Raw genomic sequence first — 26986 nt, 5'->3', positions numbered from 1 at the left:
ACTACGAGGCTTGGCTTAAGGTGGTCGGGGGTGGACAAGGCCCTTCCTTATAGCTGAATTATACTGGTTCTGGTGTATCGGGTTTTTCTTCCTGGTCTTTATCATCTACTGGCTGTGCCGTGTCTTCATCCATTTTGATGCATCTCAGTGGATTTTTAGCAGGACCTTCGATGACTTCTCCATTGATGGAAAATCTGGAACCATGGCATGGACAATCCCATGTATGTTCCGCGCTGTTCCAATCGACTTCACACCCCATGTGCGTACAAGTGGTATCGACGATGTGGAGTTTTCCTTTTTCATCTTTATAGGCGCCGGCACGTTTGCCATTGATCTCCACAATATCTCCCTGGCCTTTTTCGAGGGATTCAGGCCGGGTACCCACCAGCTCCAGTTTACCCTCAATCAAATGGCTGGCAACATTGAAGTTGTTGGAAAGGAATTTTTTCAAGCTTGGATCTGCCTGGAATCTGGAAGGAGTGAATAGCTTTTCATAGCGGTTATTCTTGCCAGTTGCCAGATCTCTCAATAACAACGCGGCAACTGTTCCTGATGTCATTCCCCACTTTTTATACCCGGTGGCAATCAGGATATTTTCATTGTTTTTCGTAGCTTTGCCGATATATGGAACTTTGTCAAGGGTGAATAGATCTTGTGCCGACCATTGTGCAACTTTGTTTTTAATGCCAAACGTCTCTGCGGCGAATTCTTCCAATGCCCGGTAATGGAAGGAAGTATCCACACCTTCTCCGGTCCGGTGGCTTTCTCCGCTTATCAACAGGACTTCTTCACCGTCATACGCTGCTTTTCTAATAGACCGTACTGGTTCATCTACGGACAGATACATACCGGCTGTAAGAGGCTTCTTTGGCTCAATGGCGACAACATAGGAACGCTCTGCATACATGCGAGCAAAATAAAATCCTAGCTTATCACAGAAAGGGAAGTGGGAACAGGAGATGATTTTATCACACGCCACTTTATGTCCCTGCTTTGTTCTTACACTCAATTGTGGTTCTTCTTCTATATCAATAGCAACCGTATGTTCATAAATCCTTCCACCATTTTTCAAAATTTCATCAACCATAAAGGATAAATATTTCAAAGGATGAAAACGGGATTGATCCTTCATATATAATGCTTTTTTCACTTCTGCCTCAAATGGGACATCATCTTTGTATTCACAAGGAATACCAATCTCCTGATACGCCGCATACTCCTTATCAAGTTTGTCTTTGTACTCATCTGTTTGTGCGTAGATACAGGCATCTTCTGTCTCCATGTTGCAATCAATCTGGTTTTGACTTGCGGTGCCTCTCACAAACCGAAGTGCTTCATCGTTAGCCTGATAATAAAGGGATGCTTTCTCTTTACCAAAGTGCTGAATCAGTTCATCGTAAATTAAGTCATGCTGTGCGGTGATTTTTGCTGTCGTATGGCCGGTAGTGCCATTCAACAGTTGACTTCCCTCCAGCAATACGACGTCTTTATTTTCCTTTGTAAGTAAATAAGCTGTTGTAATTCCAGTTATCCCTCCACCGACGATGACAATTTCTGCACTGGTATCTTCTGTCAGATTCGAGCATTCTTGTACAGTTGTATCCTTTCGCCATATCGGTTCAGGATGTTCCCATGGGAAATGGTTTTTCACGGAATATGCCTCCTTATCAATCTGTTGTTTTTAGGTTTACCAACAGAATCTTTTTCATGTAAAAGTTTGGCTGAAATCGTGAACATATGCTTTATATAGCGGTTTACCACATGAATGCGATAAAGGTATTTAGTTCCATAGAACTAGCCTTAATTTAATGTAAACGCTTTCAAAATAACTGGAAATAACATATGATGGAAGTGGGGAAATTGGATAAGGGGGAAGAGAAAATGCAAAAGAAACAACGGATGGAAACAGCGGTCATTCATGCTGGATATGACTCTAAACAGCATTTAGGCAGTTTATCGACACCGCTTTTCCAAACATCCACATTCACTTTCGATTCAGCTGAACAGGGAGAGAAAAGATTTGCCGGGGAAGAAGAGGGATACATTTATTCACGCCTGGGTAATCCGACTGTTCGAACGTTGGAGGAAAGAATAGCCCAGCTGGAAGGGGCAGAAATGGGACTTGCCTTCGGCTCTGGAATGGCTGCTGTTTCGGCCGTGCTGGTTGCCTTGACCAAGGCTGGTGATCATGTCCTGTGTTCCCGCGGACTTTATGGGTGTACCTTTGGCTTACTTTCAATGATGAAAGAAAAATATAACATCACTCATGATTTCAGTTATATGAAAACAGAAGAAGAGCTGAGGAGGATGATTCGCCCGGAAACAGCCTGTATCTTTATTGAAACACCAATCAACCCAACGATGAAACTGCTTGATCTTGAAATGATCGCCAGGGTATCCAATGAATATGGGATACCTGTCGTAGTTGATAATACATTTTCAACTCCATACTTGCAGCGTCCGCTTGAATCAGGTTGTGATATTGTCATTCATAGTGCGACAAAGTATATTAGCGGTCATGGGGATGTCATAGCCGGGCTGGTCGCCGGCAAAGCTGATTTCATGAAGGAAGTTGCCATGACCACACAAAAAGACATCGGAGGGGTACTTTCCCCGTTTGATGCCTGGCTGCTCCTAAGGGGGTTAAAAACTCTTCCAGTCCGAATGGATCGCCACAGCTATAATGCTGGTAAGCTGCTCGAACAGCTAAATAACCATCCTCTGGTAAAACAAGTTTATTACCCGGGAGATGATAAGAACCCAGACTTTGCTATCATGCAACGGCAAATGAAGCAGGGTGGGGGAGTACTGGCCTTCGAAATCGTTGGAAGCAAAAAAGATGCCCAGAAATTTTTAAACGAGCTTACGTTCATTAAAATAGCCGTAAGCCTCGGTGATGCCGAGAGCTTAATCCAGCACCCTGCCACTATGACGCATGCGGTAATTCCAGAGGAGTCCCGTTTGAAAATGGGGATTACTGATCAATTGATCCGGATTTCTGCTGGGCTGGAAGCATGGGAGGATATATGGGGAGATCTTGAGCAGGCATTCACTAAAGTCAGAGACGGTAGCCTTGAAATGAAAAATTAATCGAAAAACCAGGAGCTGCTTGAAAAGCGGGCTCCTGGTTTTTACTTTTTAAGCGAAATTTCTTATTCCCAAAATTATCGGCAATAGAAACTACCTTAAAGATTTTGGGTTTAATGCATCCTTGATTCCTTCTCCGATAAAGTTAATGGAAAGGATGGTAATGATTAAAGTCAATGCTGGCGGAATCCATATCCATGGCATATTCTGCAGTACGTCTGGTTCTCTGGAAGCAGATAACATGTTGCCCCAGCTTGGTGTTTCCGCAGGTACACCGAAGCCTAAATAACTTAGTCCGGATTCCACTACGATCATCGCCGCAAACGTAATAGTGGCCTGGACGATAATGGTGGAAAGAACGTTAGGAATCAGGTGCTTCAAGATTACTTTGGAGGGCCTGGACCCAATGGAAATTGCAGACAGGATGTACTCATTTTCTTTTTCAGAAAGTATTTTGCTTCGAACAAGTCTTGCAACGCCGCCCCAGCCAAGGACACTGATGACAGCAATCAGTACCGGAACCCCGCCCAGCTTTCCGAAAAAGACGGCATTCAGTACAATAACGAATACGAGTAGCGGGAAGTTCAATATAAAATCAGTGAATCTCATCAGCATCGTGTCCACAAGTCCTCCGAAAAAGCCGGCTAATGCACCGATCAATGTACCGAACATGATGATCAGCATGGTACATGAGATTCCTACTAAAAGGGAAACACGGCCCCCATAAAGCAGTCTTGTGAACACATCACGTCCGCTCTTATCTGTTCCGAACCAGTGCTCTGCAGAGGGTTCTAAAGACATGGAACCGATGTTGACCCTGGAAATATCAGCAGTAGTGATATAAGGGGCCAGGAAAGATAGGATGGAAATCGTCATGAGGAAAAACAGGCTGACCATGGCCAGTTTGTTCTTCATGAATTTCCGTCTTGCCACCGCCCATGGTGACATTCTCTTTTGCGGTTTGATATGCAGGTTTGTTTTATCAGCTAATTCTGCCATGGGTGCACCTCCTAATCTACCCGGATTCTAGGGTCGACAATTCCATATAACAGGTCAGCGACCATATTGCCGAACAGGACCAGAAACGAAAACATCATTGTCAGTGTCATAATGACAGGAAAGTCACGGGAATTGATCGAGTCGAGGAAGAGTTGTCCAATTCCAGGGTAGGTAAAGATTGCTTCCGTTATAATTGCTCCGCTGATTAAGGTAACAATATCAAATCCCAAAAATGTAATTAAAGGGATAATCGAGTTTCTAAGGATATGTTTGTTGTAGATTTTTGATTCGGGTGTGCCTTTTGCCCGGGCAGTCCGCACATAATCTTTTCGGCTGCTTTCAATGATGTCATTCCTTAAAAACTGCGTGTAGCTGGCCGTTCCTAGTGCACCAAGTACTACAGCTGGCAGAAAGACATGATGCAGGCGGCTGAGGTACCATTCCAAAGTGCCTTCGGTTAATCTGATATCGATCGAACCGCTGAATGGAAACCATCCTAATTTGAAAGAGAAAAAGTAAATCGCAAATACCCCGGCAATGTAAGATGGTATCGCTAGTCCAAGGTAGTTCAAGCCTCCAATGAAGTTGTCCCCGGCAGTATACGGCTTTCTGCCAGCATACATTCCCATGGCAAAAGCAAGGATATATGTAATAATTAAAGAGGTGACTCCAAGAAAAATCGTATTCGGCATCCGTTCTGCAATCAATTCAGAGACGGGCATTTTATATCTGGTTGACTCACCGAAGTCTCCTTGCACAAAATTGGCAATCCACCTTGCATACTGAACATGTACCGGGTCATTAAGACCTGCTTCTTCCCGCATTTTCTCGATATATTCAGGATCAGTATTATTTGGATCAATTTCCCCACCGAAGGGGTCCCCCGGCATGGATAATGCCAGGGAGAACACAACGATGGAAATAAGGAGAAGCATCGGTATCATGCCTAAAATTCTACGGATCGTATACTTTAACATGATCATGCTCCTTTAAAAAGGTTTTACTCAGTGACGTACCATTCATGTGGGCTGTTCATGCCAGAAACGTCCATAGTCAATCCACCGACACGCTTGTTCACACCATAGATTTCCTGGAGCTCTGTGATGAATAGCATTGGAAGTTCTTCATTGACAAGCTGCTGCCACTTAACATATAGCTCTTTACGCTTAGCCTCATCTGTTCCGACTACTTCTACATCAAGGGCATCATCCAGCAATTTGTCACTTTCCTGATTCACCCAGCGAGGGTAGTTCCAAAGCTGGTCTGATTTCCATAATGCTGATGGATCCGGGTCAGCGCCATAGCTCCATCCGCCGAAGAAGACTTCCATGTTTTCATTATCTTTTTCGATCATGTCATAATACTGGTTTACTTCAATCATTTCCAAAGTGGTTTTCAAGCCGACTTCTTCCCAGTATTGGGTAAGGGCTTTGGCACGAGATTCGAAGGTAGGGTTACCGGTTGCATAGTGAGAGAAGTTGACCACAAACTCATCACCATTTGGATCTTCACGGAAACCGTCGCCATTTGTATCTACATAACCGGCTTCATCAAGCAATGATTTAGCTTTTTCAGGGTCATACGGATAGGTGTTCAACTTATCATTGTCTGCAGCTATCCAGTGAGCGCTTGGAACCGGACGGTTAACGACATCACCATAGCCTCCGAAGAAGGCTTTAATCCATTCTTCCCGGTTGATTGCATGCATCATTGCCTGACGGAGCTGTTTGTTAGCGTATTTTTCTTTTTTCTCTACTACTTGTTTTTTGTCGTTATCGAAGACACCTAGCTTGAATCCCACATAGTAGTAAGAAAGGCCTGGAGCTGTCATCAATTCAACGTTATCCATTGCTTCTACGTCCGCACCGATGGTAGGGTGAACGCTCACAATATCGATTTCACCATTTTGGAGGGCACCTGTAACAGCGGTGGCATCGACGACTTTGACGATGATTTTGTCAAGTTTCGGCTTGCCTTGCCAGTAATTCTCGTTTGCTACCAGCTCAACAGACTCACCAGGAACAATTTTACTTACCTTAAATGGACCAGTACCAATAGGAGTACGACGAACTGGATCGGATCCGCCCATATCTGCAACTTCAATTCCTTCGAATGCTGTACGGTTCATAGGGTATGTCCATAGATTCAACAGATTGTTGACTCGTGCTTTATCAAAAGTGATTTTGATTTCGTAGTCATTGATGACCTCGATACCAGAAATCGAGTCAGCTTCCCCTTTACGGTAGGCTTCTGCACCTTCGATCGTTTGTACATTGGAGTAACGAGGGCCATCATAGTCCGGGTGGGCGATTGTTTCTAAAGAAAACACCCAGTCGTGTACAGTTAGTTCGTCCCCGTTATGCCATTTGACACCTTCTTTAAATTTAAAGGTGAATACCTTGTTATCCTCGGTTTCCCAGGACGCGATATTCGGTTGTGGTTTCAACTCTTCGTCAAAAGTGATCAGGTTATCATCAAACAATCCAAGAACCTCGGCATCCGTTACAATACCGTACCAGTTCCAATGGAAAAGTCCTTCAGGAGCTGCGTCAAGCGCATACACCAAAGTGCCGCCTTCCTTGGCTTTGCCTTTCTCTTCTGCTTTTTCATCGTCCGTGGCATTCGCTTCATCGTCGCTGCCACTGCAGGCAGCCATGAATAATGTCATGATGAGCATCATTGCTGCAAGCCAGTAAAATGATTTCTTGTTACCCATGTGGTTCCCCCCTGTAAGGTTAAAGTAAGTACAAAGCTATTAGTCAACCAGAATACACGCAGCGTGGTGTCCCGGTTTCACCTCCTTTAATTCTGGTGTGATGGTGGAACATTTATCCACAGCCATTGGACACCTTGTGTGGAATGGACATCCAGATGGTGGATTTTCCGGACTAGGTACATCTCCTTGAAGGACGATCCGCTGTTTCTTCCTTTTCGGATCGGGTTCAGGCACCGCTGATATAAGTGCCTGAGTATATGGGTGAAGCGGTTCTTTATAGATGGAGTGTTTATCAGCGATTTCTACGATATGTCCGAGATACATGATACCGATCCGATCACTCATATGCTTTACGACACTCAAATCATGAGCGATGAACAGATAGGTAAGATCAAAGTCATCTTGCAGTTCATTAAGCAAGTTAAGTACCTGGGACTGGACAGAAACATCAAGAGCAGAAACAGGTTCATCGGCGATAATCAGTTTCGGTTTTAATGCAAGAGCCCGAGCTATCCCGATGCGCTGCCGCTGGCCGCCTGAAAACTCATGGGCATACTTATAATAAGCATCATCCGGAAGGCCGACGCGATTCAAAAGTTCGAGTACTTCTTGTTTAATTTCCCTTGATTTTTTCTTCGGATAATAGTTGTGGATAGGTTCAGTAATGATGTCTCCGACCATCTGCATCGGGTTGAGAGATGCATAGGGGTCCTGAAATACCATCTGGAAATCTTTTCGCCTTTGTCTTAATTTGCTCCCGCGAAGATTGGTGATGTCTTCTCCGTCAAACATGATTTTTCCGGCTGTCGGGTTAAGGAGCTTCAATATGGTCCTGCCAGCGGTTGACTTACCACAGCCGGATTCGCCGACAAGGCCGAGCGTTTCTCCTTTCTTTACGGAAAAACTTACATTATCCACTGCTTTTACATGACTGATTGTCCGTCTGAAAAAGCCTCCCTTGATCGGGTAATGGGTTTTTAGATTAATGACTTCAAGCAATGTTTCTTTCTTGGTGTGGCTGGAAGCTGCTTTATCTTTATTTTTTAAATCAATGATGTTGTTCATTTGGCACTCATCCCTTCCCGATTCCAGCTGGTTTCATAGAGAAGGCATCTGACTTCATGGCCTGGAAGGTTCTCGCTTAAACGCGGAGTAATTGTCCTGCATTCTTCCATTGCTTTTGGGCAGCGGTCTACAAACTTGCAGCCCTGGCGCGGCATGTTTTTGAGTGAAGGAACGATCCCCTCGATAGAGGCGAGTTTTTCTTCTTCCTCATCCAGGCGGGGGATGGATCTCATTAATAGTTCTGTATAAGGGTGTTTGGGATTTTCAAATAAAGTGACCACATCTGCCCGTTCGACTACCTCTCCTGCATACATGACCAGGACTTCATGGCATGTTTCTGCTACGACACCCAGGTCATGGGTGATAAGGATGATGGCCATGTCATTTGTTTCCTGGAGGCCTTGTAAAAGCTCAAGAATTTGAGCCTGGACTGTCACATCCAAAGCTGTTGTCGGTTCATCTGCTATCAGCAGCTTAGGTTTACAGGCAATTGCCATGGCAATCATGACTCTTTGCCTCATCCCTCCGGAGAGTTGATGAGGATATTCATCGACGACCCTTTCCGGCCGGGATATACCGACCTGATCCAATAGCTCGATCACTTTGCCCCGAGCTTCTTTTTTCGATAATTTGAAATGGTTATGTAAGGATTCTGCCAATTGAAATCCGATTGTGAAAACAGGATTTAGGGACGTCATCGGTTCCTGGAATATCATCCCGATATCCTTTCCCCGAATTTTATTCATCTTTTTATCATCCAGCTTTTCGAGAGACTGTCCATTAAAGGTGATTTGGCCATTTCTTATTTTACCGATTCCTTTTGGAAGCAGCTGCATAATCGATAATGACATAACACTTTTACCACAGCCTGATTCCCCGACAACACCAAGCACCTGCTTAGGTTTGACGTTGAAACTGACGCCATCGACAGCGTTATACAACTCGCCATCGATCTCAAAAGCTGTCTCCAGGCCGGTGACTTCAAGCAGTGGAGCTTGAGACGGAAAATCTGTCATGTTTTTCATAATACACCCCTGATAAAATATTCAGTAAATTAGTAATATTTGTGTAACATTATACGCCACAACAAAATAGCCAGTCAATTCCTTTTTTACAATTTGTTTACAATAAATGTATTTTATTATGGAAATGATTAAATGTATCTATTTGAGGTTTGTTTTTTGTATTTAAAAGGAAGGATATAATAATGGATTATTACCCTGATTAGCAAGAAACTCAGACCGCCATTTTGGTTGATTTTCCACTGAATAAGAGTTCTGGAGTTTGAATTTCATGTAAAATTTTATTATCGATTATTGGTAAATAATTAATTTTATATTGCCTCAGACTCTTAAACTAGAATACCTAGTTGTGAGCTTCTGTGAAAATAAGCACGAATCCGGTCTGTTTAGGACACCTGAGGGAGTACTTGAAGGAAGTAATTCGTCAAATCTAAGGAGAGAATCGGAGTGAGGGTATCAAGAATTTTAAATAATAACGTTATTATCGTTAAGGAAAATAAGCATGACAAAATAGTTATGGGATCGAATATCGCAGTTAATAAACAAAGGAATGACTATGTTGGAGAAGAAGAAATTGAGAAAACATTTTTCATGGAAAAAAACACCCGGCAATTTGAAGAGCTAGTGAAAGTGACCTGTGAAGAGACAATTGCTATTTCAGAGGAGATTATTTCCCATGCGGAAAACTATTTAAAGACCTCATTAAATTCCAATGTACATCTTTCACTTGCTGATCATTTAGCTTTTTCAATGGAAGAGTACAGGAAAGGGAATAAGATTGAAAATGATATTATCGAGGAGATACGTATTCTCTATTCAAAAGAATTCCAGGTTGGACTGTGGGCTCTCCGGAACTTAAGAGATAATACAGGGGTGGAATTGCCGGAAGAAGAAGCAGGGCATATCGCTTTATATTTAAAGACCGCTGCCCTTGGCGATTCAGATGTCAATGTGGCGTTGCGTCAGACAAGAATAGTACGGGATCTTGCTGTTTTTATTAATCGAAATTTCATGAACACAATAGATACCAATTCTATTTCTTATAACCGCCTTTTGGCTAATCTCAGCAAGTCACTTAGTATTGCAGCCACAGGAAGAAATGGAAGGGAAATGGATAAAGACATGTTGGCTCTCATCCAGAAAAAATATCGCAATGCTTACCAATGTGCTCTAAATGTTTCTGGATATTTAGAAAAAGAGTACGATATACACTACCCGGAAAATGAAATCAGCTATTTAACTCTGCACATCAGTCGTGCTGTAGGAGAACATTGGAGTTGAAGGGCTCTATCCAAGGCTGTGCCAGGTATATTATAATAGTAGGTAACAGCAATTGGAACGGAGGATTGGTGAAGTATGACGAGGGAACAGAAAAAAATGAAAGCCCCTGAAAGACGAAGGGAAATACTCTCGTTACTGCAATCGGAAAAAGAACCGATCAAGGGGGGCGAACTTGCTGAGAAAATGAAGGTATCAAGGCAGGTGATTGTTGGGGATGTCTCCTTGTTGAAAGCGAAAAATGAACCTATTATAGCAACAAGCCAGGGCTACCTTTACGTGCAGGAAAACAAAGCAGCTCCTGCGTTTGAGCGTACGATTGCCTGTCGCCACTCGGCTGAACAGACGGAAACAGAGCTTAATATTCTTGTCGATCATGGCGTTTTTATCAAAGATGTGACCGTAGAGCATCCAGTCTATGGGGATTTGACCGCCTCATTACTGCTCGCGAATAGAAGAGATGTCCAGACATTACTGGAGCGGATACGTGAGACGAAATCATCCTATTTATTGGAACTGACAGGAGGTATTCATCTTCATACCATTTCTGCTGACAATAACAAGGCAATCGAAGAAGCGCTGGATGCTCTTCAAGCTGAAGGAATATTATTGAAATCATGAGGTAATTCAGTAAAATAAGAATATACTGAGGAAGAGGTATGTTTGTCAAAGCACATATCTCTTCTTGTTTTTTCTTAGATCCACAAAGGAATCAGGCGATCCTGGAGGGAGGATGAAGGCGGTTGACCATACAAATTGCTCCATATGTTGTGAGCTTTATCATATTTTTTAACGTTATCCTGGCTTTAGCCATCATTTTCCTTGAGCGCCGCGATGCGAGTGCTACCTGGGCATGGCTGATGGTCCTTTTGTTCATCCCTATTGCTGGCTTCATCCTGTATCTTATTTTCGGGAGAAGGCTGAGTAATAAAGAAATTTTCACCTGGGATAAAAAAAGCAGACTTGGCTTGTTGACAGCAGTTCAGGAACAGCTTAGGTCCATCGAGGATGGTTCCCTTAAGTTACAGCACCCGAACCTCGAGGAGTTCGAGGACTTATTTTATATGCATTTAAAAAATAATGATGCCCTGCTAACCCAGGACAATGCGGTCGAAGTTTTTACAGATGGAGAGAAGAAGTTCCATGCTTTATTGGAGGATATTCATAACGCGGAAGACCATATTCATCTCCTTTATTATATCATTCGTGATGATCAGCTCGGGCAGCGTATGGCGGAAGCGTTGATCAAAAAAATTGAAGAAGGAGTTCAGGTCAGGATTCTATATGATGATATGGGTTCACGAACGTTAGGAAAGGATTTTGTCAAAAGAATCGAAAGGGCTGGCGGTGAACTGGAAGCATTTTTTCCGCCTTTAATACCAAAGCTGAACTTAAAAATCAATTACCGGAACCACCGAAAACTAGCTATTATTGATGGAAAAATCGGGTATATTGGCGGCTTCAATATCGGGGATGAATATCTGGGCTTCAACAAAAGGTTTGGCTACTGGCGCGATACCCATCTTCGAGTGGAAGGTGGTGCTGTCCGCAATATGCAGACACGGTTCATTTTAGATTGGAACCACGCTTCAAGAAGCGACATCTACTATGATAAGCGTTATTATCAGTCAGAGCCAAAAGGGGATGTTGCGATGCAGATTGTCTCCAGTGGACCAGATTCAGAATGGGAGCAGATAAAACATGGCTATATCAAAATGATACTGTCAGCTAAAAAGTCTGTCTATATTCAGACCCCTTATTTCATTCCTGATGACAGCCTGCTGGATGCTGTCCGGATCGCATCCCTTTCCGGTGTTGATGTAAGGGTAATGATTCCTAAAATGCCTGATCATCCGTTTGTTTACTGGGCAACTTATTCAAATGTAGGAGAATTGCTGAAAGCAGGAGCTACTATCTATATCTATCAGAAAGGCTTTCTGCATGCCAAAACCATCGTTGTCGATGAAAAAATAGCTTCCGTTGGGACGGCCAATATTGATGTGAGGAGCTTCCGTTTGAATTTTGAAGTCAATGCTTTCTTGTATCAACAAGGTCTGGCACAACATTTATCAGAACGTTTTTATGAAGATATCGTCGATTCTACCCAGCTTACTTTGAAGCTGTACAGGTCACGCTCAAAATGGATTCGCTTCAAGGAATCTATTTCCCGGTTATTATCACCGATTCTTTAAAGGCACTGTCGCAGTCAGCTTGTTGAAATAACAGGATTATTTACGATTTCTCACCTGAAGGAACGAAATTGCTTTAAGAATACGCTTGTATAACAGATTATAATAAGGCCATATAAAAAAAGGCAGCCCGATGAGTGTCCGCCACTCACAGGCTGCCTTTCTTCTATATTAGAAAGAGGGGGAGTATTCCTTCATGAGAAGGATAGATTTCAGCGTGATGCTAATTCTAATTCAGTTGTCAGTTTTTCACCATTACGATAAACGGTCAATTCCACTTGCTTGCCTTCCTCTGTCTTCTTATAAAGGTATTGGCGAAGCTCCATCATCGAATTGATTTTCTTGCCGTCAATTTCAGTAATAACATCATTCTGCTTCAAACCTGCTGCATCAGCTGGTGAACTGTCTACTACCTCTCCGATGATGACACCATAATTGATATCATTTGGAAGGTTAAGACGCTGTTGCAGGATGGATCCTGGAATCTTGTTGACATCTTGCAGGGAAACGCCCATATATGGCCGCTTCACTTCACCATACTTTTCCAGGTCTTCAATAACAGGAATGACAACGTCAGTCGGAATCGCAAAACCAATTCCTTCAACTGCTTTCTGGGCGATTTTCATAGAATTGATACCTATTACTTCACCCTGGAGATTGATAAGCGCTCCTCCGCTATTGCCAGGATTGATGGCAGCATCAGTCTGCAGGACCTCTGTCTGCCAGTCCGGCTGCCCGTCTTTGTTCATGTCAACCGGAAGATTACGATCCAATCCACTTACAATCCCTTTCGTTGCAGAGCCTGCAAACTTCATACCGAGCGGATTGCCGATGGCTATGGCTGTTTGACCAACCTCTACGTCTTTGGCTGATCCAAATTCGGCAACATCCTCGACATGTTTATCATCTATAGTTAAAACGGCCAGGTCTGTCAATGGGTCACTGCCTGCTAATTCAGCATTGACAGCTTTTCCACCACTCAAAACGACTTCCAATTTTCCAGCATTTTCAATGACGTGGTGGTTTGTGACTACATAAGCTTTTCCATTCTCTTTTTTGTAAATGACCCCAGATCCTGTGCCGGATTTTTGGGCGAGGCTCTGGTTCCCTTGCTGTAGATTCGTCACACCTACTACAGCGCCAGACACCTCTTTAATAGCCTGTGTAACTTCCGGCTTATCTTTTCCTATATTCAGTTCGTCAGCTTGTGCTGTCGGTTTATCTGTATTAATGTCAATAGAAATTCCTTTCCATTGAAAGATAGTCGTTACGAGGAATAGGGCGGTAATCGCTCCGAGAACACCATAGGCGAATCCGTACCTCTTTTTAGATTTCTTTGACTGTTTCTGTCCGTTAAGATACATACAATTAATGCCCCTTTCTTCTTATCTAAAAAATATAAAAACCCGATTGTATCGGCTCAAGCACCTACCTCCTCGAGGCCCTAAGCTTGTCGGGGGTGAGAGAGGCGCTTACGCTTTTATATATTCTTGTTAGTCTCGTTGAAGTTGGTGTTCTGTGATGTGTACAATTCATATTGTACGGGTGAGATATGGCACGATTTTGGAGAAAATGTGGGAAAAGTATGTAAAAGAATCGCTAATCAGGAAATAGGGAATGTAATATGGGAATATAAAGACGAGAGGGTTATAAGTAAAAGGGGGTTTTTCCTATGAAACATAAAATAGCGATAGTGGAAGACGACCCGAACATTCGCGATATCGTTGAAGGGTATTTAAAGAAAGAAGGTTACCTTGTCCATGGCCTGGAGAATGCGGAAACAGCCTGGAATCTGTTCAAGGATGATCCTCCAGATCTATGGGTGCTTGATATAATGCTCCCAGGTATGGATGGCTATGAGTTCTGCAAACAAGTACGCCAGCATTCTCAAGTTCCAATCATAATCATTTCTGCAAAAGACGAAGAGTTGGACAAAATATTGGGGCTTGAGCTTGGAGGAGATGACTATTTGACAAAACCTTTCAGCCCCAGGGAACTAGTCGCTCGAGTCAAGCGCCATCTGGTCAAATGGCAGTCGATGAACCAGGCTCCTTCACAGTCGAACGAAACAATCGAAGTTGGTGGACTGGTCCTTTCTCTAGGGGAAAGAAGAGTTTATTGGGAAGGTGCAGAAAAAGAAATGACGGCTAAAGAATTCGAGATGCTGAAAATACTTTCCCGGCAGGTGAACAGAGCATTTTCACGGGAGGAATTGCTTGTGAAAGTTTGGGGAGAAGATTATTTTGGCAGTGACAGAGCGGTAGACGACCTGGTCAAAAGAATCCGGAAAAAGCTGCATGATATTCCTTTAGAAACAGTCTGGGGTTATGGTTACCGGCTAAGAAATGACGGTAATGACTCATGAAGCTTCTGTACCAATTAAATGCGGCTTTTACCGCTTTAATAGTAATTGTCATGTCTTTGACAGCCCTGTTTCTTTATTCCATGATACTGAACCTGTTGATTGAGGATGAAAAAAGACAACTGGAGGATAAGGGAGAGCTGTTAATCGAATTGGTGAACCAGCAGGAGAACCCAGGTAAATATACGCAGCTATCCCAACTCCTCAGTGATAGTGAATTTCGGGTGCTTATGTTCGACCGCTCCCAGCGGGAAATATTATTTTCGACACTGCCTGAAAAAACCGCTGCTGACTGGGCTTCCAGGTATGATCAGCAGCTGAAGGAAGAAGACCTATGGGAAGGTGAAGGAAAGGATTATGTAGTCTATGACATCACATTCACTCCTCGCTCAAATGGTGTAGTATTGGCCCTTGCAACTCCTTTGGATGATTTGCAGGCTGTTCAGACAATGTTTGCGTGGAGAATGGTGGTTGTCCTTATCATCGGCTTAATTCTCGCTGTATCGATCAGCTACCTTCTCACCAGAAAGCTGGTCACACCACTTACGAGGCTGAAACAAGAGCTGAAAAAAATTGAACAGCGAAAATTCAATGACCTTAAACCTGTACACGCCAGTGGGGAGATTAAAGAAGTGGAGCAAAGCATCAGGCAGATGGCTAAAGAGCTGGAAAATTATATCCATTCCCAGAAGCAGTTCTTCCAAAATGCTTCCCATGAGCTGAAAACCCCCCTTATGTCCATCCAAGGTTATGCGGAAGGAATCAAGGATGGTATTTTTGAGGGGGCAGCCGCCGATAAGGGGCTGCAGGTGATGGCAAGTGAAACAGAGCGTCTGAAAAAAATTGTTGATGAAATGATTTTGCTGGCAAAGCTTGATAGTGACGAAAACATTTATCATCCGGAAAAGACAGACCTTCATGAACTGATCAAACAGGCATCAGAGCGCGTTTATCCATTAGCAAAGGAAAAACAGATAGAGCTTGTTTATAAAGAGCTGGAACCGCTATTTGTGAATGTCGATCAGGAAAAAATGCTGCAAGCCCTGCTCAACATCCTTGGTAATGCTATCCGCCATGCGGAAAAGCAAGTATCATTGACAACTGAACTTTCCAGGGGATATTACACGATCAAGGTAAGCGACGATGGCTGTGGAATACCTGAAGATCTATTCCCAAGCTTGTTCAAACGGTTTATGAAAGGAAAACAAGGGGAAACGGGATTAGGGCTAGCAATATCACGGGCAATCATTGAACGGAGTAATGGCACGATATCAGCTTATAATAATAAGGAACAGGGTGCGACTTTTGTTATCCACTTGCCGAAATACCGCACGAACGGTACGGATTGAACGCCCGAAAAAAACATCGTTAAAGGAGAGAAAACAATGGACGCAAAACCATGTATTGAATCATTGACTGTAAAAAATTCACACGTTCTGCCGCCGGATACCAACAGCCATGGAACATTATTCGGGGGTAAACTGATGGCATATATCGACGATGTAGCCGCGATTGCAGCAACCAGGCATTGCCGAAAACCGGTGGTCACCGCTTCCATCGACTCTGTCGATTTTCTGCAGCCTGTATTTGAAGGCGACACGATTTGTGTAGTTGGATTTGTAACATGGACACACAACACTTCCATGGAAGTTTTCGTAAAAGCGATAACGGAAAATTTACTGACTGGGGATAGGAAAGTGTGTACCACAGCGTTTGTTTCGATGGTGGCAGTCGATGAAAACAACCGGCCGACACCGGTACGACCAGTTCTTCCAGAGTCTGATGAAGAAAAATGGCTCCATTCGGAAGCAGATAAACGTCATAAGCAGAGAAAAGAAAGAAGGAAAGATTCAAAAGAAGTAGCGGATAAATTCGGTGCAGGATTTCCGTGGGCATGATAGGCAGGCAAGCTCATCGTCGAGCTTGTCTTTTTTTGTGCAGGACATTAGAAAGAAACGCTTATACAGGAATATAATTGATAAATTGCCGGATATATACTAACCTAAAAAAGGTGCACGATAGAAAACGGTCAATTCAAGGTTTGAAAAGAATGGAAAAGGGTTACAGGAGTTTATAATGTCTTTTTTTTACAATGGCAGCGGCCATTAAAAATTTCATGGAGGTGCAATTATGGAAACCTTTGAACGATTACTCGGCTATGCCAACGACGCCATGTGGGGTTACATATTGATAGCCGTACTAATTGGGTTAGGATTATGGTTTACCGTAAAGTTCCAATTCGTCCAGTTCCGATACATTCCCGAAATGTTCCGGGTACTGTTCGACAAGCGGGCAATATCAGCCGAGGGAAAGAAAGGTACTTCACCATTTCAGGCATTCACAATCAGTACAGCCTCCCGTGTCGGGACAGGGAACCTGGCCGGAGTGGCCTCAGCGATTGCCATAGGCGGCCCTGGAGCTGTATTTTGGATGTGGATAGTAGCACTTGTAGGAGGAGCTTCCAGTTTTATTGAAAGTACACTGGCTCAGGTATATAAAATTCCTGAAAAGAATCAATACCGAGGCGGTCCTGCCTACTACATGGAAAAAGGATTGAAGAATCGTAAGCTTGGAATTGTATTCGCTATCACAATTACATTTACCTATGGGCTTGTCTTCAGTTCCGTTCAGGCGAACACGATTCGACTGGCCTTTGAAAAATCTTTCGCTGTTGAAAAGTGGATGATGGCTGCCATATTGACAATCATCGTCGCCTTGATCATTTTTGGCGGTTTGAAACGGATCGCACAGGTCACCCAATTGATAGTTCCGATTATGGCAATTTTCTATATCATATTAGCTGTATACATCCTAACGTTGAATTTTGGTGCACTTCCTGAAATATTCGCCATGATTTTTCAGGGGGCGTTCGGGTTGCGTGAAGTGGCCGGAGGTACTTTCGGTGCCGCTATAATGATGGGGATCAAGCGTGGATTATTTTCTAACGAAGCGGGGATGGGTAGTGCGCCGAACGCCGCAGCGACATCCGAAGTTACCCACCCGGTCAAACAGGGTTTGATCCAAACATTAGGCGTGTTCACGGATACCTTACTCATCTGCAGTGCGACAGCATTGATTATCATCTCATCTGGAGCACATCTATCTGCTCCGGAAAGTATGGATGGCATCCAGTTGACACAGGCTGCATTTGAATCACAGCTTGGGCAATGGGCAGTAATATTCGTTGCCATAGCTATTTTCCTCTTTGCGTTCAGTTCCATTATTGGAAACTATTATTACGGGGAAACGAATATTGAATTCATCAAAAACACACCAACTGGATTATTCATCTACCGTATAGCTGTTCTATTGATGGTTGTTTTTGGTGCGATGGCGGAGTTTGACATCGTCTGGGCGATGGCCGACCTGACAATGGGTATTATGGCACTCATCAACCTGTATGCGATTACCCGCCTGTCAAAAGTAGCTTTTGCAGCTATGAAAGATTACAGCAGGCAGAAAAAAGAGGGAAAGGATCCTGTATTTTATCAGGACCACCTTCCTGGGGTATCCGGTATGGAGTACTGGAAGAGGGAAGACCCGATTAAGAGTCATGAAAAAGAAAATGAAACACTAAATTCCCGCGGCTGACAGGAATGCTAAACAAAAGAAAACCTGAACAACGTGTACCACACATTGTTCAGGTTTTCTTTAGGTTTTTTGATCATCTCTCTTATCTTTGCAGGTCAGAGAAACCTTTTCCTGGATGTTATAATAGGATCAGTCTAGAAATGAGGATGATGGACATGAGCCTTTTGCAAATTGAAAATTTAACGAAAACATACGGGGAGAAAACCCTGTTCGATCATATTTCTTTTACTATTTCCGACCATCAGCGAATCGGTTTGATCGGTGTCAATGGTACGGGTAAATCAACACTGCTCAGGGTGCTTGCAGGACTTGATTCAAAGGAATCCGGTGAGATGCATCATGCCAATGATTTCCGGATTGAATATCTGCCGCAAGAGCCAGAGCTTGATGGATCATCAAGTGTTCTCGAGCAAATCTATTATGGCGATTCTGAAGTTATGATCACGTTACGTGCCTATGAAAAGTCGCTTCAGCAGCTGGAAAGGGAACCGGAAAACACAGATTTCCAGTCCCAATTATTGAAAAAGCAGCAAAAAATGGATGAAGTCAATGCCTGGGAAGCGAATACAACTGCGAAAACCATATTGACCAAGCTTGGAATCACTACTTTTGATAAAAAAGTAAGCGAGCTTTCCGGAGGGCAGCAGAAACGGGTAGCTATTGCAAAGGCATTAATCCAGCCTGCTGATTTATTAATATTGGATGAGCCGACCAACCATCTGGATAATGAAACAATCGAGTGGCTGGAAGAATATCTGGCGCAATACCAGGGGGCATTAATCGTGGTTACGCATGACAGATACTTCCTGAACCGTGTGACTAATCTGATTTATGAGCTTGACAGGGGTAACTTGTATATTTATGAGGGCAATTATCATACCTACCTGGAGAAAAAAGAAGAACGGCTTGAACAGGAGCGGGTTTCCGAGGAGAAGCGGCAGAACACGTTAAGGCGTGAACTTGCCTGGCTGCACAGAGGAGCAAAAGCCAGGACCACCAAGCAAAAAGCACGGAAACAAAGGGTTGAAGCTTTACGAAAGCAATCTGGACCGAGTAGTGATCAATCCATTGAGTTCGCTGCAGGATCGAACCGTCTCGGGAAAAAAGTAATCGAGCTGGATAGTGTTTCTAAAGAAATTGCCGGTCAGCGTCTGATCAATGAATTCAGTTATCTTGTCATGCCAGATGAAAGACTCGGCATCATAGGTCCTAATGGCAGTGGGAAGTCGACACTGTTGAACCTCATGGCAGAACGAATTTCCCCGGACGAAGGTACAATCGATATAGGAGCGACGGTGAAAATCGGTTATTATACGCAGGATCATCAGGAAATCGACGGCAATTTGCGCGTGATCGACTATATCAAGGAAGTTGCGGAAGTGATCAGCACTGCCAAAGGAGAAGAGATCACAGCTGAGCAGATGCTTGAACGTTTCTTATTCCCACGTTCCCAGCAGTGGACCTACATCCGGAAGCTTTCCGGTGGAGAACGCCGGCGCCTTTATTTGCTCCGTGTCTTAATGAATGAACCAAACGTACTTTTTTTGGATGAACCCACAAACGATCTGGATACAAAAACCCTCAGCATACTGGAAGATTATCTCGACCATTTTCCTGGGGCAGTTATCGTCGTTTCCCACGATCGATATTTTCTCGACAGGGTAGTTGATAAGCTGGCAGCCTTTGAAAACAATGGAGAAATTGTCACCTTTATGGGTGACTATACCGATTATATGGAAAAGAAAAAAGCAGACGAGAATCACCGGGCAGCATTGAGGAAAGCCGAGGAAGATAAACAACCTCAGCGAAACATCCGGCGCAAACGGAAATTATCCTATCATGAACAAAAAGAATGGGATGGAATTGAGGAGAAAATCAGTAATTTAGAAGAGAAAGCCGAGGAAATCAAGGATGAAATCGCTGAAGCAGGCAGTGACCTTGGTAAAGTTCAAGAATTGTACCAACAACAGGAAAAAATCGAGCAAGAGCTTGAACAGGCCATGGAACGGTGGGAAGAATTGTCGCTTCTTGTCGAAGAAATCGAGGAAGAAAACAGCAAGGCATAAACCACTGCCCTCCTGCTGATGGGGAGGGCAATTTTCTTTTGTTTCGCGACCCGAAATATGGAATAATAAGAAGTGGTTATATAAGAAAAAGGGGAGAGGGGTTATTGTATGCCAGAACAACAAATGTTAGAGAAATATGCTGAGGTTGCGCTGAAAACAGGGGCAAACCTCCAGAAGGGTCAAATGCTGATGATCAATTCCACTATCGAAGGCGCAGAATTTACTAGGGTTGTCGTTCGTAAAGCCTACGAGATGGGAGCCAAAACGGTACATATTAATTGGTCTGATGACGCGATCACACGTAGTAAATATGAACACGAATCCAAAGATACACTAGCGGATGTGCCAGAATGGAAAGTGAAAATGTATGACTATTTTGCTGAAGGCGGAGCAGCAATTCTTTCCATCCGTTCGACGGACCCTGATCTTCTGCAGGGGATTGATGGGGAAAAAATCCAGGCTGCCAATAAAGCCGGAGCTGAAGCGATGAAAAATTTCCGTAACTACACAATGAACGACCGCATCCAATGGTCAATCGTTTCTATACCGATTACTTCCTGGGCCAAGAAAATTTTTCCTGATTCTAATGGAGAAGAAGCAGTTGAAAAGCTTTGGGAACAAATATTCAAAATTGTACGCGTGGATCATGATGACCCGGTTGCAGCCTGGGAAAGACATAACAGCATTTTATCTCAAGCCTGTAACTTCCTGAATCGCAAGAAGTATAAAAAACTTGTTTATAAAGCACCTGGAACGGATCTTGAAGTGGAACTTCCGGAAGGTCATGTGTGGAAAGGCGGAGCAGCCAAGACGGAGAAAGAGGGAGTTCCTTTCAATCCGAACATGCCAACAGAAGAGGTTTTTACAGTACCTCATAAATATGGTGTTAATGGTACAGTTTCCAGCACTAAGCCACTGAACTACGGGGGAAACCTGATCGATGACTTTACACTCACGTTCAAAGATGGGAAAGTAGTTGATTTCAAAGCCGGAAAAGGTGAATCAACATTAAAATATCTACTTGAAACGGACGAGGGCTCGACTCATTTAGGAGAGCTGGCACTCGTACCAGATGAGTCACCAATTTCCCAGTCAGGATTAATTTTTTATAACACATTGTATGATGAAAATGCCTCCTGCCACTTGGCGCTCGGTAAAGCATATCCGAATAACCTGGAAGGCGGATCCGATATGGATGAAGACGAGCTTGATAAACATGGTGTCAATGATAGCTTGTCCCACGTTGACTTCATGATGGGCTCCAATGAACTGGATATTGATGGAGTTCTTGCAGATGGCACAAGTGAACCAGTCATGCGAAACGGCAGCTGGGCAATAAATTTTGATTAATACAAAATAGAAAGGCCGGATGCTGTTCAGCATCCGGCTTTCCTTTGTTCTGGTTTCCATTTCAATAAGTTGGTGTTGGTATATCCCATAAAAACTCCGCAATCGCGGCATCTACGCCAAAATGTTCGTGTAAGCCTGAATGGGTTGCAGTAGTGTCGGAAAAGATTTTCTGTTGATAATTTTTTGCTGGAACGATTTCTTTGATTCCTAGTGCGCTCGTTAATGCAACTAACCCATCGGTTTTGTTTTGTTCATATCTGTCAGACTCAGCTTGCATGGCATGTTCGTCAGTTATGTTTTCATTGATGACCCCTGCGATTGCCAGAACATCGACATGTCCAGGGAAATATTCTTTATTGTCAAACATATTTGTCAAAGCCTGCGATTCCGGTCTAAGATCTACCGTCGCATTTCCAGTGTTGAAAGCAAAATATTTTTTGTTATCAATCCCCAGGAAGGGGCTCGCAATGACTACAAGTTTTTCAATTTTAGGTAAATTGTTACCCTGTTGGTGAAGCAGCATGTTAGTTGATGTCAAACCGCCCATCGAATGGCCGACAAGGTTCGTTTGTTTAATGCCATAGTTTGTCTTGAGCAGTTCCATGATATTAATAAGCCAGTTGGTTTGAGTTTCAATACTGGCCCTGTTGTTTTCGAAGATTACTTGAATGAATGGGTTCTTTTTATTAGGAATACCCCCACGGACTGCGATTTCCCCATTCGCCGATACGCGGAAAACCATTCGTTTCATTCCCCAATCATTGGCTTCGAAGCGGGAAAGCATATAATTGAATGAACCAGGTCCCCCTTTGAAACCGTGAACAAAAACGGTTGGGGTGAGCTCTTTTCCTTCTTTTGAGCTGATAGGAGCAGAATTTATAAAAAATAACGGAATTCCGCACATGAAAAAGGCAATGAAAAGTGCGAGGACTTTCTTGTTTTTAATGAATGTCATGCATGTTCCTCCTGCAATATACTTCTTCCATTTTAATATATTTAAAGCACATCTTAAAGCCTTATATTACAGTTTTGTTACAAAACTTGGAAAGTTACGCTTCAGTTTGGGTAATCAATATCAAGGGTATTGGATAAATAGTGTTTAACTACTAGAAATGGAGGCGAAGTATATATGAGTGGGCCGGATAACCATCTGATGGGATTTCAGCCGAACCCTAATGATTTCGGCAAATGCAGTAATTGTGGTAAAGTACTGACAAGCAAAAAAGAAGAGAAAGTTCAACTATGTAAGGATTGCCAAAAGAGGCATAAGGATGAAGTGGAAGACCTTGATCAGCCACAAGGTGAATGACCACTTGAGTTCAAACCATAGATCAGTGAATTTTAAAAGTGTCTAGAGTAAAAAACACCGCGGAGGAAACTTCATTTTCTCCGCGGTGTTTTTATTGCGTTTTTCATTCAGCTGTAGCGCCTACCCCCTCGAGGTCTTAAGCCGATCCTCTCTGTGACAAAAACCGTCACGACGAGGCTTGTCTTAAGCTGGTCGGGGGTGAGCAGGCGCTTCCGCATTTGTCGCATCCAGCTGTAGCGCCTACCCCCCTCGAGGTCTTAAGTCAATCCTCTCTGTGACACAAAAACGTCACGACGAGGCTTGTCTTAAGCTGGTCGGGGGTGAGCAGGCGCTTCCGCATTTGTCGCATCCAGCTGTAGCGCCTACCCCCTCGAGGTCTTAAGTCAATCCTCTCTGTGACACAAAAACGTCACGACGAGGCTTGTCTTAAGCTGGTCGGGGGTGAATGAGGCGCTTTCGCTATAGGTTAATCCTTTTTTAATACAGCTCGAACCGGGCTTCCGTCTGCTTCTGCCATTTTTAAAGGAAAGGCATTTAATTCATATCGGCCAGGTTCCACATTATCGAGCACAAGCCCCTCCAGAATAAGAATGTCATGTTCATATAAGCTGTGATGAGCAGGTAATTCTTTGCTTGTTTCCGGATCGACAGAAGGTGTGTCTACGCCAATAAGATCGATACCTTGTGTTTCCAGAAAGTGGCCAAGATTCTCTTCGAGGACAGTGTATTCAGTTGGGAAAGTGCTCCTGTCCCTCCAACTGTTTGAACGGACGATCAGTTTCGTGACACCAGTAAAATCGACATCCCGAAAATCATCGGCACTGACAGTTTTCTTTCCGGCTAGATCGACAACCAATGCCTGACCGCAAAATCGTTCCACAGGTAATTCGGCAATCTTTTGACCTTGATTATCGTAGTGAAAGGGAGCATCTACATGGGTGCCAAGATGGTTGCTCATTTTCACGCTGCCGACATTGACTGATCCCGTTTCTTCCATTGTCCATGTCCGCTCATAATGAAAAGGTTCATCTCCAGGCCAAGGTGGTGTCTGGTGATCCAACGTCATGGAAATATCAATGATTTTCATAGAATGAACCTCCTTACGCAATGATTCCACGTTCATTTGTAAACTGCTTATACAGTTTACCTTCCATTATTTCCTTCAATCGCATTGTCATTTCATAAATATCTTCAAACGATACGTAAAGCGCGATTGGTGCAAGCCGTATCACATTAGGGGAGCGGAAATCAGGAATGACGTCTTTTGCTTTTAATGCTTTGCAAATACTTGCTGCTTCCTCATGCTCCAGACTGATATGGCCACCCCTGCGTTTTGCCTCTCTAGGATTAGCTATTGTAAAACCATAACTGCCGAGCTCCTGTTCAATCAGCTCCATAAGGAAGGTAGTTTGCTTCAGGGATTTTTCACGAATGCTCGCGATTCCTGCTTCAGCAAAAATTTCAAGAGATCCGGCCAAAGGAGCAGAGCTCAATATATGCGGTGTACCTATTTGATAGGCACCGGCTGTTTCGGCTGGAATAAGTGTATGGTCCATATCAAATTGTTTGGCTTTGCTTGAGCTGAACCATCCTGCCAGCCCCGGAGCTTGCCCTAAGTGTTTTTCATGGACATACAATCCGCCGACACCACCTGGGCCGCTGTTCAAGTATTTATACGTGCACCATACTGCAAAATCAACTCCCCATGCGTGAAGTTCATGAGGAATGGCACCAATCGAATGAGCGAGATCGAAACCGACAATAATACCTTTTTCATGGGCCGCCGTTGTTATCTTTTCGATATCCAACAGCTGACCGCTGCGGTATAAGACTGAAGGCAGCAGCACCAGTGCTATGTCATCATTCAGCATGTCGATGATCGTATCTTCATCGAGCATTCTTCCATCGTTACTCGGCACCTTGACTAAGTATTCATTAGGATCAAGACCGTGTAGCTTTAACTGGCTCTGGATTGCATATATATCGGATGGGAAATTGAGTTCATCGGCGAGAATTTTATTTCTATTCCCTGTCGGTTTATAAAAGGTGGCCAGCAGCTGGTGAAGGTTAGTTGTTATGGAGCCGGTGTTGATCACTTCTTCATCCTTCGCCCCGATTAGCGGTGCAGTCATAGAACCAAGCTTTTCGGACAGGTAATACCAGGGTTCTTTCCCCTCTGTCCATCCTTCAATTCCATGTTCCTTCCAGTCTTCAAGCGAAGTGAGCAGGGATTTTTCCGCACGCTTCGACAAGAGCCCCAGCGAGTTGCCGTCCATGTACAGCCTGGGCTCATTTATGTAAAATTCCTCTTTGAAATGGGCAAGTGGATCCTTTTTATCCAAGTTTCTTGCATCTTCTTTTCGTATCATGGGAACCCCTCCTGCCTGTATTATAACAAAACAGCAAAAAAAAGAGGCATAAAAATGTCTATGCCTCGGTCTGTACTTCTCTTTTTTCGTTATCTGTGTCTTCCTCTTCAGGTGGATAAGTGCGTTTGATGAAAGCTGATAGAATAATGCCGATGAAGGATAGCACCGTTATGACTAAGAATGCCACATTTACCCCATGGATATCTGGGTGCTCAATCGATGGCTGCTGCCTGGCAGTTTGAGCTGTGGTTGTCATTACTGTTACTAAGATAGCAGTACCAATGGAAGCTGCAATTTGACGCATCGTGTTATTCATTGCGGCACCATGCGGAATCAGTTTTTGCGACAATTCATTCAGTCCTGCGGTAGTAACCGGCATCATAACCATAGACAGTCCAAACATTCGTACAGAATAAGCGATTGTCAAATAGATGAGTGAAGTCGACGTATCTAAAAAGGATAATGACAGCGTCGCTCCTGTTACTATAGTAAGGCCGACAACGGCAAGCAGTCGTGCGCCGATTTTATCGAAAATACGGCCGGTAATAGGTGACATCAGTCCGCTTATCAATGCTCCTGGCAATAGCACCAGGCCAGATTCAAACGGTGTGTATTCCCGCATATTTTGCATATAGAGAGGAATAAGTGTTTCGGAACCGATCAGTCCAAGGAAAGCAATCATTCCGATGATAGTGGCAATCGTAAACGTCCTTCCTTTGAATACCCGGAATTCGAGCATAGGATGATCCATCCGAAGCTGTTTGCCGATGAAAAATACGAGCGTAACGGCACCGACCGATAGAGCTGTAATTGTTATTGAACTCCCCCAGCCATTATTACCGGCACTCGTAAAGCCATAAAGAAGGCTTCCGAACCCGATGGACGATAATATAATCGAAGGAATGTTCACCTTCGGGTAGGAAAGCTCCGTTACATTTCTCAAAATAAAATGGGCAATAACAATAATCAGTAATGCTAACGGCAGAATGAACCAGAATAACACGCGCCAGGAATAATGAGCCGTTAGCCAGCCGGAAAGGGCAGGACCGATAGCCGGGGCAAATGAAATGACAAGGCCAATATACCCCATCGCAGCCCCTCGTCGATTAACTGGGAAAATTAACAGGAATACGGTCTGCATCAATGGCAGCATTACGCCGGCACCTGCTGATTGTATGACCCTGCCAAGTAACAGTACTTGAAAATTCGGGGCAATACCACCGACAACCGTACCAAGAACAAACACACTCATTGCTGTCATGAAAAGCTGTCTAGTTGTAAACCGTTCAATCAAAAAAGCACTGATGGGGATCATGATCCCATTGACCAGCATGAAAACAGTCGTCAGCCACTGAGCAGAGTTAGCTGATACATTCATCTCGTGCATGATCGGCGGAATCGCTGTGATCATCAATGTCTGGTTTAGTATGGTGATGAATGACCCTGCCAGCAGTAATGCAGCCATCAATACTTTGTTATAGTTTTCCTGTGCCACCAGTATTCCTCCCTTCCCATAAAAACGCTAGACCAATTATGAAATTATACTTTCTTCGTTTCATCGACACAACTATTAAGCTCGCAAT

22 protein-coding genes are annotated in these 26986 nt (G+C 43.7%); 11 read left to right on the top strand and 11 right to left on the bottom strand.

Features of this window, described 5'->3' with window-relative positions; genetic code table 11:
• Positions 1-58 precede the first annotated feature (58 nt).
• The gene (locus JOC33_RS03955; RefSeq protein WP_205091086.1) at positions 59-1651 is read right to left on the bottom strand and encodes an FAD-dependent oxidoreductase; all 1593 of its coding nucleotides are present in this window, start codon (positions 1649-1651) and stop codon (positions 59-61) included.
• Between the two features lie 230 nt (positions 1652-1881).
• Here JOC33_RS03955 and megL point away from each other — a divergent pair, with 230 nt between their 5' ends.
• Complete coding sequence (gene megL / locus JOC33_RS03950; RefSeq protein ID WP_205091084.1) at positions 1882-3090, top strand: methionine gamma-lyase; 1209 nt, start codon at positions 1882-1884, stop codon at positions 3088-3090.
• A 90-nt stretch (positions 3091-3180) separates the two neighbouring features.
• Here megL and opp4C read toward each other — a convergent pair whose 3' ends face one another.
• The 5 genes from opp4C to JOC33_RS03925 are packed head-to-tail and all read right to left on the bottom strand — an operon-like array spanning position 3181 to position 8892.
• Positions 3181-4086 (bottom strand): oligopeptide ABC transporter permease, encoded by a 906-nt coding sequence (gene opp4C / locus JOC33_RS03945; RefSeq protein WP_205091082.1) that lies wholly within the window; start codon positions 4084-4086, stop codon positions 3181-3183.
• Between the two features lie 11 nt (positions 4087-4097).
• Positions 4098-5063 carry an oligopeptide ABC transporter permease gene (opp4B, locus tag JOC33_RS03940; protein ID WP_205091080.1) on the bottom strand — a complete coding sequence of 322 codons (966 nt, stop codon included), beginning with the start codon at positions 5061-5063 and terminating at the stop codon, positions 4098-4100.
• A 23-nt stretch (positions 5064-5086) separates the two neighbouring features.
• A complete protein-coding gene (gene opp4A / locus JOC33_RS03935; RefSeq protein ID WP_205091078.1) occupies positions 5087-6802 on the bottom strand; it encodes an oligopeptide ABC transporter substrate-binding protein in 1716 nt (571 codons plus the stop codon).
• 39 nt (positions 6803-6841) lie between these two features.
• Positions 6842-7867, bottom strand: coding sequence for an ABC transporter ATP-binding protein (locus tag JOC33_RS03930; protein ID WP_205091076.1), 1026 nt, complete (start codon positions 7865-7867; stop codon positions 6842-6844).
• Positions 7864-8892, bottom strand: a complete 1029-nt coding sequence (locus JOC33_RS03925; RefSeq protein WP_420825693.1) for an ABC transporter ATP-binding protein — start codon at positions 8890-8892, stop codon at positions 7864-7866. Before JOC33_RS03925 ends, JOC33_RS03930 begins: the two co-directional genes overlap by 4 nt.
• Before the next feature lie 444 nt (positions 8893-9336).
• On the opposite strand from JOC33_RS03925, the gene JOC33_RS03920 reads away from it, so the two are divergent.
• From JOC33_RS03920 to cls, 3 genes are all read left to right on the top strand, one after another.
• On the top strand, positions 9337-10170 hold the full coding sequence (locus JOC33_RS03920; RefSeq protein ID WP_205091074.1) for a PRD domain-containing protein: 834 nt from the start codon (positions 9337-9339) through the stop codon (positions 10168-10170).
• A gap of 75 nt (positions 10171-10245) precedes the next feature.
• On the top strand, positions 10246-10788 hold the full coding sequence (locus tag JOC33_RS03915) for a transcription repressor NadR (RefSeq protein WP_205091066.1): 543 nt from the start codon (positions 10246-10248) through the stop codon (positions 10786-10788).
• Between the two features lie 128 nt (positions 10789-10916).
• Entirely contained in the window at positions 10917-12359 is a 1443-nt protein-coding gene (gene cls, locus JOC33_RS03910) for a cardiolipin synthase (RefSeq protein WP_205091541.1), read from the top strand.
• Between the two features lie 209 nt (positions 12360-12568).
• Here the strand turns inward: cls and JOC33_RS03905 are convergent, their stop codons facing one another.
• Entirely contained in the window at positions 12569-13720 is a 1152-nt protein-coding gene (locus tag JOC33_RS03905) for a S1C family serine protease (protein WP_205091064.1), read from the bottom strand.
• A gap of 308 nt (positions 13721-14028) precedes the next feature.
• Between JOC33_RS03905 and JOC33_RS03900 the strand changes: the two genes are divergently transcribed.
• From JOC33_RS03900 to JOC33_RS03875, 6 genes are all read left to right on the top strand, one after another.
• A complete protein-coding gene (locus JOC33_RS03900; RefSeq protein ID WP_205091062.1) occupies positions 14029-14721 on the top strand; it encodes a response regulator transcription factor in 693 nt (230 codons plus the stop codon).
• Complete coding sequence (locus tag JOC33_RS03895; RefSeq protein WP_205091060.1) at positions 14718-16067, top strand: sensor histidine kinase; 1350 nt, start codon at positions 14718-14720, stop codon at positions 16065-16067. Before JOC33_RS03900 ends, JOC33_RS03895 begins: the two co-directional genes overlap by 4 nt.
• A gap of 36 nt (positions 16068-16103) precedes the next feature.
• A complete protein-coding gene (locus tag JOC33_RS03890) occupies positions 16104-16616 on the top strand; it encodes an acyl-CoA thioesterase (RefSeq protein ID WP_205091058.1) in 513 nt (170 codons plus the stop codon).
• A 232-nt stretch (positions 16617-16848) separates the two neighbouring features.
• Complete coding sequence (locus tag JOC33_RS03885) at positions 16849-18309, top strand: alanine/glycine:cation symporter family protein (RefSeq protein WP_205091056.1); 1461 nt, start codon at positions 16849-16851, stop codon at positions 18307-18309.
• 155 nt (positions 18310-18464) lie between these two features.
• Complete coding sequence (locus JOC33_RS03880) at positions 18465-20375, top strand: ABC-F family ATP-binding cassette domain-containing protein (protein WP_205091054.1); 1911 nt, start codon at positions 18465-18467, stop codon at positions 20373-20375.
• 108 nt (positions 20376-20483) lie between these two features.
• Positions 20484-21725, top strand: a complete 1242-nt coding sequence (locus tag JOC33_RS03875) for an aminopeptidase (protein ID WP_205091052.1) — start codon at positions 20484-20486, stop codon at positions 21723-21725.
• 61 nt (positions 21726-21786) lie between these two features.
• On the opposite strand, the gene JOC33_RS03870 is transcribed toward JOC33_RS03875, so the two are convergent.
• Positions 21787-22680, bottom strand: a complete 894-nt coding sequence (locus tag JOC33_RS03870) for an alpha/beta fold hydrolase (RefSeq protein ID WP_205091050.1) — start codon at positions 22678-22680, stop codon at positions 21787-21789.
• Positions 22681-22854: 174 nt separating this feature from the next.
• Here JOC33_RS03870 and JOC33_RS03865 point away from each other — a divergent pair, with 174 nt between their 5' ends.
• Positions 22855-23034: a hypothetical protein gene (locus tag JOC33_RS03865; RefSeq protein WP_205091048.1), complete on the top strand. Its 180-nt coding sequence runs from the start codon at positions 22855-22857 to the stop codon at positions 23032-23034.
• Positions 23035-23500: 466 nt separating this feature from the next.
• Here the strand turns inward: JOC33_RS03865 and kynB are convergent, their stop codons facing one another.
• From kynB to JOC33_RS03850, 3 genes are read right to left on the bottom strand one after another with little or no spacing between them, the layout of a single operon-like run.
• A complete protein-coding gene (gene kynB / locus JOC33_RS03860) occupies positions 23501-24121 on the bottom strand; it encodes an arylformamidase (protein WP_205091046.1) in 621 nt (206 codons plus the stop codon).
• Positions 24122-24134: 13 nt separating this feature from the next.
• On the bottom strand, positions 24135-25403 hold the full coding sequence (gene kynU, locus JOC33_RS03855) for a kynureninase (protein WP_205091044.1): 1269 nt from the start codon (positions 25401-25403) through the stop codon (positions 24135-24137).
• A 58-nt stretch (positions 25404-25461) separates the two neighbouring features.
• On the bottom strand, positions 25462-26898 hold the full coding sequence (locus JOC33_RS03850; protein ID WP_338054468.1) for an MDR family MFS transporter: 1437 nt from the start codon (positions 26896-26898) through the stop codon (positions 25462-25464).
• Positions 26899-26986: the final 88 nt, after the last annotated feature.

Source organism: Thalassobacillus pellis (assembly GCF_016908295.1).
Classification (GTDB): Bacteria; Bacillota; Bacilli; order Bacillales; family Halobacillaceae; genus Thalassobacillus; species Thalassobacillus pellis.
This window is presented reverse-complemented; position numbering and strand designations above follow the sequence as displayed.